The organism is Pelomicrobium sp. P1, assembly GCF_052805615.1.
Genome location: NZ_JBRBEM010000006.1, coordinates 16,571 through 29,457, shown reverse-complemented (window position 1 = coordinate 29,457; position 12,887 = coordinate 16,571). Strand labels below are relative to the sequence as shown.

Sequence of the window (12,887 nt, the reverse complement as noted above, 5' to 3'; positions counted from 1 at the left end):
CGCAGCGAAACGCACCGATCGACCGCCGGAGTCACGGTGCGCCAGGGCGCACCCTACAACGATTGCCGAGCGTTCTGTCGGCTCCCGCGGTCGAAGCTTGAGGAGGCGGCCCGATGATCCAGCCTCTTGCTTTGGAAGACGTGCCCCAGTTGACCCGGCACTTCCGCTTGCAATGGGAGGAAGCCCAGCAGGCCTGGGTGCTGCTCTACCCGGAAGGAATGGTGCGGCTGTCCCCCAGCGCGGCCGAGATCATGCGCCGGGTGGACGGGGCCACGACCGTGGCGGGAATCGTGGCCGACCTGGAACGGGCTTACCCCGGCGCCGACCTTCGCCGGGATGTGATGGAATTCCTGGAGGTGGCTCATGAACGAGGCTGGATCCGCAGACAAAGCGAATAATCCCTTGTGGCTGCTGGCGGAGCTCACCTACCGCTGCCCGCTGCACTGCGTCTACTGCTCCAACCCGGTGGACTACACCCGTTACGGGACCGAGCTCGCCACCGAGGAATGGCTGTGGGTGCTGCGGGAGGCCCGGGCCCTGGGCTGCGCCCAGTTGGGCTTCTCCGGCGGAGAGCCCCTCCTGCGGGACGATTTGGAAGTGCTGGTGCGGGAAGCCCACGCCCTGGGCTATTACACCAACCTCATCACCTCCGGCGTGGGGTTGAACGAGAAGCGCATCGCGGCCCTGAAGGCGGGGGGCCTGGACCACATCCAGCTCTCCTTCCAGGACTCCACCCGGGAGCTGAACGACTTCCTGAGCCACACCCGCACCTTCGACTTGAAACAGAGGGTCGCCCGCCTGATCAAGGCCCACGGCTACCCCATGGTGCTCAACGTGGTGCTGCACCGGCAGAACATAGACCACGTGGAGAAGATCCTGGAGATGGCGCGGGAACTGGGGGCGGAGTACGTGGAACTCGCCAACACCCAGTACTACGGCTGGGCCTTCGTCAACCGGGACCACCTGCTGCCCTCCCGGGAGCAGATCGAGCGGGCGGAGGCGGTGACCCACCGCTTCCGGGAAAAAGTGGGCAATGCCATGCGCATCTACTTCGTCGTGCCGGACTACTACGCCAACCGGCCCAAGGCGTGCATGAACGGCTGGGGCTCGGTGTTCATGTGCGTCTGTCCCGACGGGGTGGTGCTCCCTTGCCACGAGGCGCGCGGGCTTCCCGGGCTCACCTTCCCCAGCGTGCGGGAGGCAAGCCTCAAGTGGATCTGGTACGAGTCCCCTGGGTTCAACCGGTACCGGGGCGAAGGGTGGATGAAGGAGCCCTGCCGCTCCTGCCCCGAGCGGGTGAAGGACTTCGGCGGCTGCCGCTGCCAGGCCTACCTCCTCACCGGAGACCCGGCCAACGCGGACCCCGTGTGCGAACTCTCCCCTCATCACCACGTCGTGGTGAAGGCGATCGACCGAGCCCAGCGGCCGGCGGCGGCCGCGAGGCCCATCTTGTTCCGGGACGACCGCAACTCCCGGGCCTTGAGCGAGGCGTCCCTCGCCCAGTGAGCGAGAGCCTTTAAACTTTCCTCATGGACGCGGCTCGGCAAGCCTCCGTTCCGACGCCTCCCGCCATCGAGGCTTTCGAGCTTACCAAGCGCTACGGGGATGTGCTGGCGGTGGACGGGCTTTCCCTGGAAATCCCCGCTGGCCAGTTTTTCGGCCTCCTCGGGCCCAACGGCTCGGGCAAGACCACTACCGTGCACCTCCTCTCCACCCTGATCCGGCCCACCCGGGGCGAGGTCCGGGTGGCGGGCTTCGACGTGCTCGCCCGGGCGCTGGAGGTGCGCCGGGCCATCGGCGTGGTGTTCCAGGACCCGGCCCTGGACCCGAGCCTGTCGGTGGCGGAAAACCTCCGTTTCGCCGGGATGCTCCATGGCCTTTCCAGCGCCGAAATCCGCCGCCGCGCCGAGGAGCTGCTCGACCTCTTCGGGCTCGCCGAGCGGCGCAACGATCCGGTCAACCGCCTCTCCGGCGGGCAGCGCCGGGCCCTGGACATTGCCCGGGGGGTGATCCACGAGCCCCGCATCCTGTTCCTGGACGAGCCCACCATCGGCCTCGACGTGCCCAACCGGCGGCGTATCTGGCGCTTCATCGGGCAATTGCGGGCGCGCAAGGGCATGACCGTGCTCCTCACCACCCATTACCTGGAAGAGGCGGTGGCCTGCGACGTGGTGGCCTTCATCAAGGAAGGGCGCCTGGTGAAGTCCGGCCCGCCCCAGGCCCTCATCGAGAGCCTCGGCACCCACGTGCTCGAGATCGAGGCCGAGGCTCTGGAAGAGCTGGCCGCGGCCCTCGCCCCCCGTCTCGGCGCGGGCCTCCTGGAAGGGGAGACCCTCAGCTTTCGCTTCCGGGGCGAGGCGGCGGCCCTCGCCGCCCTCCAGGCGGAGCTAGCCCCCCGGGTGGCGGCGCTGCGGGTGCGTCGGCCTAATCTCAACGACGTGTTCCTGTGGACCACCCAGGCAGGGGCCCGGGCGCCTGGGGAGGCGGAAGCCCCCTGCCCGGCGCGGGAACGGGTGCATCCGTGATCGCCCGCCCCCTTTACGCCGTGCTGGAGCGGGAGCTGATCAAGCTCTTCCGCCAGCGCGGGCGGCTCGTCTCCGCCCTGGTGCGGCCCTTGATCTGGCTGTTCGTGATCGGCGCGGGTTTCGACGCCCTGCTGGACCGTGGCGGCCCCGAGAGCTACCAGTATTTCCTCGTGCCCGGGGTGACCGGCATGGCCATCCTGTTCGGGGCGATGCTAGCGGCGCTGGCTACGGTGTACGACAAGGAATCGGGGGTAATGCGCATGCTCATCATCGCGCCCCTGCGGCACGCCTGGATCGTCGCGGCCAAGGCGATCTCGGCCGCCTGCGCGGCCCTGGTCCAGGCGGCGCTTCTCCTGGTGCTACTGGGCCTGCTGGGCTATCTCTCCCGGGGAATCGACGCGCCCATGCTGGCCGCCGGGCTTCTCGCCACCGCCGGCGCTTGCGCGGCCCTGGGGATGCTGGTGGCCGCCTTCACCAAGACCCTGGACAACTATGCGGTCATCATGAACTTGGTGATCTTCCCGGTGTTCTTCCTCTCCGGGGCGCTCTACCCGGTGAGCACCCTGCCCGATCCCTTGCGCATCGCCGCCCTCCTGAACCCCTACACCTACGGGGTCGATCTCCTGAAACACGGGATGCTGGCCAATGCGGGCTCGGCCCTGGCGCCGGACTTCAGCCCCAGCGTCGATCTCGCCGTGCTGGGGGCCTTCACCGCGGCGGCGATCGCCCTCGCTTGCTGGCGCTTCTCCCGGGACAGCGCCTACGAACCCCTGATCCACGCCATCGCGCGTAGGCGGGACTGATGCGATGCTCCCGTAGGGTGCGTTGAGACGCAGGCGAAACGCACCCGCCACCGGGCGAGCGCTGTTGGAGTGGTGCTACGGCCTACAACCGCCCCGCCTGCAGCATTTGGCGCACCAGGTCCTGGAACGCCGCTTCGTAGGCCTGGCGGAAGCCCTCTTCCCGCCGGCCCCGGCCCGTCCCTTCCCCTTGGAAGCGTCCCAGGGCCGTTCCGTCCGGGGCGGAGAAGGTCACCACGACGCTGGCATAGTAGGTGTCAAAGGTGGGATTGAACGTGCTGGAGCCCTGCACCCGGGCGAGCGGATCCTGGCCCGACGGCCGATCCGCGGTCCGCACCTCGGCGAAGAGCTGCTTGAGGGCCTGGAGGGCGGCTTCTTGAACGATCCGGCCCTCCTCGAACCAGTAGTGGGCGTAGCCGCCGGCACCTCCCATGACGTAAGTGTTGCGGGCGATGTCCTTGGGTGCCATGTACAGGGTCACCGCGCCGGCGCTGGGGAGGGAAATCGTCCCCGGGGATGCGCCCGCGAGCCGCAACTTCTCGGCCGGCGGAGGCGCCTGGAGCGCCGCCAGGACCGCCCCGTCCTGGGCCAGCGCCTCGGCGAGTCTCCGGAACGCCGCCTCATACGCCCCCCGGGCACCTTCGTCCCCGGTCGCCCGGAACGACCCTTCCGCCGTGTACTCCCCCACCGTCTCGCCGGCGGCGGAGGAGAGGGTCACGGCGGCGGTGGCGTAGTAGGTGCCCAGCAAGGGGTTGTAGGCGCTCCAGCCCCGCACCTGGGCTACGGGGCGGGAGCCGCGATTTTCCGCCACCATCGTTACCCGCTCGAAGATCCGGGCGAGGGCCCGGGAGGCGGTCTCCCGGACGATCCGGCCCTCTTCTACCCATTCCCCCCCGTAGGAGCCGCTGGTGGCGATGCGGGTGCGGCGGGTGGCCTCCTCCGGCTCCATGTAAAGCGCGAGCTCCGCCTTCAGGGGCAAGGTCACCGGTTGCGGGACGGAGGGCGCCGGTGGAGAGACGCTCGGGGCAGCAGCGGCCGGGGATGGCCGGGCCATGGCGGTAGTGACGCCTTGAGGTGCAGCGGCGGCCGGTTGCGGAGGCGCCTCCGCTCCCGGGGCCGGGCCGCCGGCCTGGGCCGGGGCGGAAGTCGCCGTTTCCGCCTCTGACGGCGCCGGGGCGGATGCCGCGGGCGCCGGAGCCGCCGCGACGGGACTGGAACGGGAAGCGCCTCGCAGCGCCGCCACCAGGGTCCCGTCCGCCCGGAGCCGCCGGGCAATCTCCTGAAATGCCGCGTCGTAGGCCTGCTGGAAGCATCCCTCCCCGCCGCCCCGGGACGAGGCTTCCGCCTCCAGCCTCCCCAGGGTCTCGCCGCCGGGGGCGATGAAGGTCGTGACCGCCGTGGCGTAGCAGGCCTTCAGGATGGGGTTGTAGGTGCTCCAGCCCTGGACATGGGCCACCGGATGGGACGCGGCGGGCTGCTTGACCGGTGCCGCCCCCTCGAAGAGCTGCCCGAAGGCCTTGAGGGCCGTCGCTTGGACCATGCGCCCTTCTTCGAACCAGTAGCCGCCCGCGTAACCGCCCCCTAGCACGTGGGTGCGCTTGGTGGCTTCCTTGGGGGCCATGTAGATTCCCAGCGCAGCGGCGATGGGGATGGAGGTTCCCGCCGCAGGCGCAGTAGCCGAAGCCTCCCGCCCCGGCGCGGGGGAAAAGGGGTCCAGCCGGCCGGTCCATTCGCCGAGCCGTGGCGCGCTGCACCCGGAGAGGATTGCCATGATGAGGCTCGCCAGGGCGAGCCTCGAAGGCTTGAGGGCTAAGTTTTTCATCGGGGTCTCGACGAAGGCGGTGAAGAGTAAGGGCATTTTCCCCCACCGGCGCCCGCCGTTGGAAGATTTTTTGAACGGCCCAGGTGGCGGCTTGCAAGCGCCGCTGGCAATTTCATGAAAATCATGACGGGGGATGACGCTATGCTTTTTCTGGACCGACTTCAACGCGAAGAAAAAACATGCGCCAGACCGTTGCCATCACGTTCCTCGCCAGCGCCCTCGCCTCCTGGGCCCCCGCCCCCTTTGGGGCGGCGGCCGCCGAGCCCGAAGAGGCAACCCCGGTGCGCGCCTCCCCGGTGGTGGTCACCGCCACCCGCATCGAGCAGGAGAGCTTCGACTTGCCCCTGGCCATCGACGCCATCGGCGCCCAGGTACTCCAGGAGGGCCGGGCGGCGGTCAACGTCTCCGAGGGCCTCACCCGGGTACCGGGCACGGTGGTGCAGAACCGGGAGACCTTCGCCCAGGAGCAGCAGATCGTTCTACGGGGCTTCGGCGCCCGCTCCCAGTTCGGCGTGCGGGGCATCCGGCTCTATGCCGACGGGATTCCCGCCAGCACCCCCGACGGCCAGGGAGGCACGGGGCTGTTCGACCTGGACTCGGCGGCGCGCATCGAGGTGCTGCGGGGCCCCTTCTCCGCCCTTTACGGCAACCACTCAGGGGGCGTAGTGCAAGTCTTCACCGAGGAGCCGCCGGAGCGGGCGTTTGTCGAACCCTATGTCCGCTTCGGCTCCTTCGACACCTGGAAAGCCGGGCTCAAGCTCGGCGGCTCCTGGGGCGACGGAGGTTATCTCGCCAACGGTTCCCGGTTCGAGACCGACGGCTTCCGGGACTGGAGCGGCGCGCGGAAGGATCAGTTCAACGCCAAACTGACCCAAGCGCTCTCGGGCGGGGGGCGGCTGCAGCTCAGCCTCAACGCCCTGGACCAGCCGGACAACCTGGACCCCCTGGGGCTCACCGCGGATGAAGTCCGGCAAAACCGGGAACAGGCGAGCCCCGTGGCGCTGCAGTTTAAAACCCGCAGGAGCCTCTCCAACCTGCAAGGGGGCGCAGTGTGGGAGCAGCCTTTCTCGGCCACCGATACCCTGCGCCTCGCCGCCTACCTCGGCCAGCGTAGCAACGAGCAGTTCCTCGCCATTCCCCTGGCGACCCAGAATGGGCTGCGCCACTCGGGCGGGGTGAGCGTCTTCGACCGGGACTTCGGCGGCGCGAGCCTGCGCTGGACCCGCAGGAGCGAGGCCTTCGGCACGCCCTTCACCTTGACCGCCGGGCTCGACTACGATCGGGCCCAGGACGACCGCAAGGGCTTCCGCAACGAACTCGGGACTCTAGGGGCCCTCAAGCGGGACGAGGATAACCTGAGCGAGAGCTGGGGCGGTTACCTCCAAGGAGAGTGGCGTGCGACCGAAGCCTTGAGCCTGCACGGGGGGCTGCGCTATACCCGGGTGGATTTCGAGTCCAAGGACAAGTTCATCTGCACCACCACGGTGAACACCACCGGCACGCCCCTCGGTACCTGCAGCGGCAGCACGCTCCCCGTGACCGCCACCAACTTCAACCCGGACGATAGCGGCAGCCGGCGCTTCTCCGCCTGGACGCCGGTGGCGGGGCTGCTCTACCGACTCAGCCCAGCGGTGAACCTCTACGCCAACGCCGGCCGCAGCTTCGAGACCCCCACCTTCATCGAGATTGCCTACCGACCTGACGGCAGCTCCGGGCCCAATCTGGCGCTGGAGCCATCCAAGAGCAACCATTACGAAGTGGGGGTCAAGGCTTTCCTCGGGGCCGACACCCTGGTGAACGCTGCTCTGTTCCAGATCGACACCCGGGACGAGATCGTGGTGTTCTCCAATTCAGGCGGCCGGGCCACCTTCCAGAACGCGGGGGACACCCGCCGCCGGGGCGCGGAGCTGTCCCTGGACAGCCGCCTGACCCGCGGGCTGTCCGCCTACCTGGCCCTCACCTACCTGGAGGCCCGGTTCCAGGAGAGCTTCCCCACCTGCGCCGGATTTTGCACCGCCCCCAACGCCACCGTGGCCGCCGGCAACCGCATCCCCGCCGTGCCCGAGTACACGGTGTACGGGGAGTTCCTGTGGGAGCACCGGCCCCTCGGATTCTCCGCCGCGCTGGAAGCTCGCTGGAACGCCAAGGTGTACGTGAACGACTTGAACACGGACTTCGCCCCTAGCTACTTCGTCGCCAGCGCCCGGGCCGTCTTCAAGCAGCGTTTCGGCGACTGGCTCTTCCAGGAATTCCTACGGGTGGACAACCTCCTAGACGAGGAATACATCGGCGCGGTAATCGTGGGGGATGCCAACGGCCGTTTCTTCGCCCCCGCGCCGGGGCGCACCCTCCTCGTGGGCGTCTCGGTGCGCCACCTTTTTTGACCCGCCGCCGGCTTGCCCCAGTGTGTCAATCCTGGGACAGGCGCGCCATTCTGGGGCACCGGGTAGCACTGGAGAGGCATTCTCCCCCGGGGCTTGAGACCCGGGGGCCGGGGCACGATCCTTGCTCACAGGCGCCGAATGCCGCCTGCCTGCTGCCCCCCTTTACGCCGCAGCGGTATCATGGCGTTTTGGATCCAGAGGTTAGAAGGTTCGTCAGGCTCAGGAAGAGGAGGAGTTTCATCCCATGCTGAAATCCCTACATATCAACCCGGACAAATGCACCGGCTGCCTCCAGTGCGAAATGGCCTGCAGCTTCGAAAACGAAGGCGTGTTCAACATCGCCAAGTCCCGCATCAAGGTGTTCGACTTCCACCACGCGGGGCGCAAGGTGCCCTACACCTGTACCCAGTGCGCCGAGGCCTGGTGCCTGCACGCCTGTCCGGTGGAGGCGATCAAGATCGACGCCACCACCGGCGCCAAAGTGGTGGTGGACTCCATCTGCGTCGGCTGCAAGGTGTGCACCATCGCCTGCCCCTTCGGCACCATCAACTACAACGTGGACACGGGCAAGGTTATCAAGTGCGACCTGTGCGGGGGCAAGCCCGCCTGCGCCGAGGCCTGTCCCACGGGGGCCATCACCTACATCGACGCGGCCTGGACCGGGCTGGAGCGCATGCGCGCCTGGGCTGCCCGCACCGACACCCAGGCTCGCGCCTCTCACTGAGGAGGAATCGACCATGGCATGGCAAGGCAAGATCCTGCGCGTGAATCTTACCAAGGGCACCTGCACCCCCGAGCCCCTCAACATGGACTGGGCGCGCCAGTACCTGGGCCAGCGGGGCCTCGCCACCAAGTACCTGGTGTCCGAGATCGATCCCAAGGTCGATCCCCTGTCCCCGGACAACAAGCTCATCTTCGCCACCGGCCCCTTGACCGGCACCATGGCCTCCACCGGCGGGCGCTATTCGGTCATCACCAAAGGGGCGCTCACCGGGGCCATCGCCTGTTCCAACTCGGGCGGCTTCTTCGGCGCGGAGCTCAAGATGGCCGGCTGGGACATGGTCATTTTCGAGGGCCGCAGCCCGACCCCCGTCTACCTCTACATCGAGAACGAGGAGGCGCAGCTCCTCCCCGCCGACTTCCTGTGGGGCAAATCAGTGTGGGAAACCGAGCCGGCCATCCAATCCCGGCACCAGGACCCCTTGATCCGGGTCGCCTGTATCGGGCGCGCGGGGGAGAACCGGGTGCTCTACGCCGCCATCGTCAACGACCTACACCGGGCGGCGGGCCGTTCGGGGGTGGGGGCGGTGATGGGCTCGAAGAACCTGAAGGCGGTAGCGGTGCGCGGCACCAAGGGCGTGGGCAAGATCCGCGATCCCAAGGCCTTCATGGAGGCGGTGCGCGCCGCCAAAGAAGTGCTCAGGAACCATCCCGTGACCGGCCAGGGCCTACCCAAGTTCGGGACCCAGGTGCTCATGAACGTGATCAACGAGGTGGGGGCTCTGCCCACCCGCAACCACCGGGACGTGCAGTTCGAAGGCGCCCCCAAGATCTCGGGCGAGGCCATGCACCAACCCCGGCCCACCGACGGCAAGCCCAACCTGGTGACCAACCAGGCTTGCTTCGGCTGCACCATCGCCTGCGGGCGCATCTCCAAGATCGACGAGACCCACTGGACGGTGAAGAACAAGCCCGAGTACTGGGGTGCCTCCGGGGGCCTGGAGTACGAGGCCGCCTGGGCCCTGGGGGCGGCGAACGGCGTGGACGACCTGGAAGCCCTCACCTATGCCAACTTCGTCTGCAATGAAGACGGCATGGACCCCATCTCTTTCGGCGCCACGGTGGGCGCGGCGATGGAGCTCTACGAAATGGGGGTGCTCACCGAAGCGGAGATCGGCATGCCCGCCCCCTTCGGCTCGGCGGAAGCCCTGTGCCGCTTCGCCGAGTGGACCGCCCGGGGCGAAGGCTTCGGCAAGGTGCTGGGGCTGGGCTCGAAGCGGCTGTGCGAGAAATACGGCCATCCCGAGCTCTCCATGAGCGTGAAGGGGCAGGAATTCCCGGCCTACGACGGGCGGGCGCTGCAGGGCATGGGGCTCGGCTACGCCACCGCCAACCGGGGCGCGTGCCATCTGCGCGGCTACATGGTGGCGACCGAAGTTCTGGGCAACCCGGTCAAGACCGATCCCAAGGCGACGGAAGGAAAGCCCGAGATGCTGAAGGCGTTCCAGGATGCCACCGCGGTGGTGGATTCCACGGGCCTGTGCGTGTTCACCACCTTCGCCTGGACCCTGGCGGACATCCAGCCCCAGCTCCAGGCGGCCTGCGAAGGCGACTGGTCCATGGAGTCCCTGAACCTGCTGGGCGAGCGCATCTGGAACCTGGAGCGGGAGTTCAACCTGAAGGCGGGCTTCACCGCCAAGGACGACACCCTGCCGCCGCGCCTGCTCAAGGAGCCTTGCAAGACAGGCCCGCAGAAAGGGGAAGTGTGCCACCTGGACGTGATGCTGCCCAAGTATTACCAGGTGCGCGGCTGGACCCCGGACGGGGTGCCCACGCCCGAGACCCGCAGGCGGTTGGGATTGTAAGAAGCAACCAATCTTGTTCCGAGGTTGCGATGAAGCACGTGATCATCGGCAACGGCCCCGCCGGGGTGATCGCCGCCGAGACCCTGCGCCGGGCCGATCCCCGGGGCGACATCGTGCTGCTGGGGGACGAGCCGGAGCCGCCCTATTCCCGCATGGCCATTCCTTACCTGCTGGAAAACCAGATCGACGAACGCGGCACCTGGCTGCGCAAGGATCCGGACCATTTCCAGCGGTTAGGCGTCCAACTCAAGACCGCCCGCGCGGTCCGCGTGGACACAGCGGACCGGCAGGTGGAGCTCGCGGACGGAAGCCGCCTCCCCTACGACCGGCTGCTCGTCGCCACCGGCTCGCGCCCCAACCCGCCGCCCGTGCCCGGAGGCGATTCCCCCGGGGTGCTGCCCTGCTGGACCCTGGCGGACGCCCGCCGCATCATGGCGCGGGCCAAACCCGGCGCGCGGGTAGTGCAGATGGGGGCGGGCTTCATCGGCTGCATCATCCTGGATCCCCTCATCGCCCGGGGGGTCCAGCTTACCCTGGTGGAGATGGGCAACCGCCTGGTGCCCCGCATGATGGGGGAGACCGCGGGGAACCTGATCCGCCGCTGGGTGGAACGCCAGGGCGTGAAGGTTTACACTTCCACCCGGTTGGAGCGCATCGAGACGAAAACGGGCGCGGAGACCCTGGAGGTGAGCCTGAGCGACGGCACCCGGCTCCCGGCGGATCTGGTCATCAACGCCACCGGCGTGCGACCCAACGTGGAGTTCCTGGCGGGGAGCCGAATCGCCACCGACGCGGGCGTGAAGGTGGACGCCGCCATGCAGACCAGCGTTCCCGGCGTTTACGCCGCGGGGGATGTGGCCCAGGCGGCCGAGCTGAGCACGGGAAAGATGATCGTCAACGCCATTCAGCCCAACGCCGCCGACCAGGCGCGGGTCGCCGCCCTCAACATGGCGGGGAAAGCGGCGAGCCTGTCGGGCACCCTGGTGATGAACGTGCTGGATACCATGGGCCTCATCGCCACCTCCTTCGGCCAGTGGATGGGAGTGCCCGGGGGCGAGGGCGCGGAGCGCGCCGACCCGGAGCGCTTCCGCTACCTGCGCCTGGAATTCCAGGACGACGTGCTGGTGGGAGCCCACTGCCTGGGGCTGACCGAGCACGTGGGGGTGATCCGGGGCCTGATCCAGACCCGCGCCCCCCTGGGGCCTTGGAAAGACCGCCTGCTGAAGGACCCGACCCGGCTCATGGAAGCCTACCTCGCCCGCGCCCAGGGCGCGGTCGCATGAAAGTCACCCTCAAGCTCTTCGCCATGCTCCAGGACTACCTGCCGCAGGAGGCCCGCGGCCAGCGGGCGCTGGAGCTGACCCTGCCCGAGGGCACCACGGTGGCCGCGGTGGTGGAACGATTCCGTCTGCCCGAGAAACTGGTGCATCTCACCCTGGTGAACGGGGAGTACGTGGAGCGGGAGGCCCGGGCGAGCCGCCCGCTCCAAGACGGCGATGTGCTGGCCATCTGGCCGCCGGTGGCGGGAGGTTGAATGGCGGAACGAACGACGGAACCGGTGCGCATCGAGCGCCATCTGGCGATCAGCCACAAGGACTTCATGCGCACGCTGCCCGCAGCCCTGGGACGGCGCCCGGACACGGAGGATCCGGCCAACATCCTGGTGAAGAGCGGCCCCGACAAGCGCCTGGAAATCCGGCTCTCCCCCGAGGGCAGCCGCCAGATCGGCTCCCTCACCCTGCCCCAGACCGGCGTCGCGCTGGAGTTCGTGGGCTACACCCCCCAGGAAGTCGAGCAGTTCATGCAGCGCTTCGACGCCTATTACCGGCGCGGCGGCGGCTGACGGACCGCTTTTCTAGCCGCGGATTTCCGCCCTTGGACCTGACGCCCCTGGTGGAAATCGTCCGCGCCGCGGCCCGGTTCGATCCCGGCGGCCACCTTCCTTTCCATGCCGCGGGCCAGCAGGTGGGATGGGTCACCCCCCAGCTCGCCGGGCGGCTGGAAGCCATGACGGAGGTATTCCTGGTGGGGGACTTCGGCGTTGCCCTCCATCCCGACCTGACAGCGCCCGAGGACCGGACCCGGGCCCTCGCCCGGGCGGTAGACAGGCTTGCCGCCGAAGGCTGGATCTCCGGCGTGCGCCACGAGCCCTACGCCATTCGCGGCCGCTTCGACGAGCCGCCCCTCTTCGCCATCGAGCGGGCGGCGGCCCGCCCCTTCGGCCTCACCACCTTCGCCGTCCACGTGAACGGCCTTGCCCATCGCTCGGACGGGGGGACGGACATGTGGATCGCCCGCCGCAGCCCCACCAAGCCCATCGATCCGGGCCTGCTGGACAACCTGGTGGGCGGGGGCGTCGCCGCGGGGCACACCGCTGCCCAGACCCTGGTCAAGGAATGCTTCGAGGAGGCGGGCATCCTGGAGCCTCTGGCCCGCAAGGCCCGGCCGGCCGGCCTGGTGGGGCTTCTGCGGGAAGTGCCCGAAGGGGTCCAGTCGGAGGTGATCTTCGTCCACGACCTGGCGCTGCCGCCCGAATTCGCCCCGTGGAACACGGACGGGGAAGTGGCCGAATTCCGTCGGGTTCCCCTTCAGGCCTTGCCGGAGATGCTGGCGCAAGACGCGCCTTCCTTTACCCTGGACGCCGCCCTGGTGATCCTGGACTGCCTGGTCCGCCACGGGGTGATCGGCCCCGACGACAGGGGCTACCAGAGCCTGGTGACGGGTCTGGGGCCGAAGCCTCTCGGCTGAAACCGGCGGCGGTGCCCCCGCGT

Annotated in this window: 12 protein-coding genes; 11 read left to right on the top strand and 1 reads right to left on the bottom strand. The window is 68.7% G+C overall.

Annotated features, from left to right (window positions below; genetic code table 11):
- Positions 1-113 precede the first annotated feature (113 nt).
- From pqqD to ACUVYZ_RS07430, 4 genes are read left to right on the top strand one after another with little or no spacing between them, the layout of a single operon-like run.
- Positions 114-398: a pyrroloquinoline quinone biosynthesis peptide chaperone PqqD gene (pqqD, locus tag ACUVYZ_RS07445; RefSeq protein ID WP_439933817.1), complete on the top strand. Its 285-nt coding sequence runs from the start codon at positions 114-116 to the stop codon at positions 396-398.
- Positions 364-1,506, top strand: coding sequence for a pyrroloquinoline quinone biosynthesis protein PqqE (gene pqqE, locus ACUVYZ_RS07440; protein ID WP_439933816.1), 1,143 nt, complete (start codon positions 364-366; stop codon positions 1,504-1,506). The genes pqqD and pqqE overlap by 35 nt, the downstream gene beginning before the upstream one ends.
- Positions 1,507-1,529: 23 nt before the next feature.
- A complete protein-coding gene (locus ACUVYZ_RS07435; RefSeq protein ID WP_439933815.1) occupies positions 1,530-2,525 on the top strand; it encodes an ABC transporter ATP-binding protein in 996 nt (331 codons plus the stop codon).
- Positions 2,522-3,328 (top strand): ABC transporter permease, encoded by an 807-nt coding sequence (locus ACUVYZ_RS07430; protein WP_439933814.1) that lies wholly within the window; start codon positions 2,522-2,524, stop codon positions 3,326-3,328. Before ACUVYZ_RS07435 ends, ACUVYZ_RS07430 begins: the two co-directional genes overlap by 4 nt.
- Positions 3,329-3,410: 82 nt before the next feature.
- Here ACUVYZ_RS07430 and ACUVYZ_RS07425 read toward each other — a convergent pair whose 3' ends face one another.
- Positions 3,411-5,147, bottom strand: coding sequence for a hypothetical protein (locus ACUVYZ_RS07425; RefSeq protein ID WP_439933813.1), 1,737 nt, complete (start codon positions 5,145-5,147; stop codon positions 3,411-3,413).
- A 179-nt stretch (positions 5,148-5,326) separates the two neighbouring features.
- Between ACUVYZ_RS07425 and ACUVYZ_RS07420 the strand changes: the two genes are divergently transcribed.
- The 7 genes from ACUVYZ_RS07420 to ACUVYZ_RS07390 all read left to right on the top strand — a co-directional run bounded on the left by ACUVYZ_RS07420 (position 5,327) and on the right by ACUVYZ_RS07390 (position 12,864).
- Positions 5,327-7,531, top strand: coding sequence for a TonB-dependent receptor family protein (locus tag ACUVYZ_RS07420; protein WP_439933812.1), 2,205 nt, complete (start codon positions 5,327-5,329; stop codon positions 7,529-7,531).
- 244 nt (positions 7,532-7,775) lie between these two features.
- On the top strand, positions 7,776-8,255 hold the full coding sequence (locus tag ACUVYZ_RS07415) for a 4Fe-4S dicluster domain-containing protein (RefSeq protein WP_439933811.1): 480 nt from the start codon (positions 7,776-7,778) through the stop codon (positions 8,253-8,255).
- Between the two features lie 13 nt (positions 8,256-8,268).
- Positions 8,269-10,116, top strand: coding sequence for an aldehyde ferredoxin oxidoreductase family protein (locus ACUVYZ_RS07410; RefSeq protein WP_439933810.1), 1,848 nt, complete (start codon positions 8,269-8,271; stop codon positions 10,114-10,116).
- Between the two features lie 29 nt (positions 10,117-10,145).
- Positions 10,146-11,399, top strand: a complete 1,254-nt coding sequence (locus ACUVYZ_RS07405; protein ID WP_439933809.1) for an NAD(P)/FAD-dependent oxidoreductase — start codon at positions 10,146-10,148, stop codon at positions 11,397-11,399.
- Entirely contained in the window at positions 11,396-11,650 is a 255-nt protein-coding gene (locus tag ACUVYZ_RS07400) for a MoaD/ThiS family protein (protein WP_439933808.1), read from the top strand. Before ACUVYZ_RS07405 ends, ACUVYZ_RS07400 begins: the two co-directional genes overlap by 4 nt.
- On the top strand, positions 11,651-11,959 hold the full coding sequence (locus ACUVYZ_RS07395; RefSeq protein WP_439933807.1) for a hypothetical protein: 309 nt from the start codon (positions 11,651-11,653) through the stop codon (positions 11,957-11,959).
- A 32-nt stretch (positions 11,960-11,991) separates the two neighbouring features.
- Entirely contained in the window at positions 11,992-12,864 is an 873-nt protein-coding gene (locus ACUVYZ_RS07390; RefSeq protein ID WP_439933806.1) for an NUDIX hydrolase, read from the top strand.
- The last annotated feature ends 23 nt before the right edge of the window (positions 12,865-12,887 follow it).

Bases quoted from the DNA above. Each gene is read 5' to 3' on its own strand.
- pqqD (WP_439933817.1), top strand. From the start codon at position 114: ATGATCCAGCCTCTTGCTTTGGAAGACGTGCCCCAGTTGACCCGGCAC.
- pqqE (WP_439933816.1), top strand. From the start codon at position 364: ATGAACGAGGCTGGATCCGCAGACAAAGCGAATAATCCCTTGTGGCTG.
- ACUVYZ_RS07435 (WP_439933815.1), top strand. From the start codon at position 1,530: ATGGACGCGGCTCGGCAAGCCTCCGTTCCGACGCCTCCCGCCATCGAG.
- ACUVYZ_RS07425 (WP_439933813.1), bottom strand. From the start codon at position 5,147: ATGAAAAACTTAGCCCTCAAGCCTTCGAGGCTCGCCCTGGCGAGCCTC.
- ACUVYZ_RS07420 (WP_439933812.1), top strand. From the start codon at position 5,327: ATGCGCCAGACCGTTGCCATCACGTTCCTCGCCAGCGCCCTCGCCTCC.
- ACUVYZ_RS07415 (WP_439933811.1), top strand. From the start codon at position 7,776: ATGCTGAAATCCCTACATATCAACCCGGACAAATGCACCGGCTGCCTC.
- ACUVYZ_RS07410 (WP_439933810.1), top strand. From the start codon at position 8,269: ATGGCATGGCAAGGCAAGATCCTGCGCGTGAATCTTACCAAGGGCACC.
- ACUVYZ_RS07405 (WP_439933809.1), top strand. From the start codon at position 10,146: ATGAAGCACGTGATCATCGGCAACGGCCCCGCCGGGGTGATCGCCGCC.
- ACUVYZ_RS07400 (WP_439933808.1), top strand. From the start codon at position 11,396: ATGAAAGTCACCCTCAAGCTCTTCGCCATGCTCCAGGACTACCTGCCG.
- ACUVYZ_RS07395 (WP_439933807.1), top strand. From the start codon at position 11,651: ATGGCGGAACGAACGACGGAACCGGTGCGCATCGAGCGCCATCTGGCG.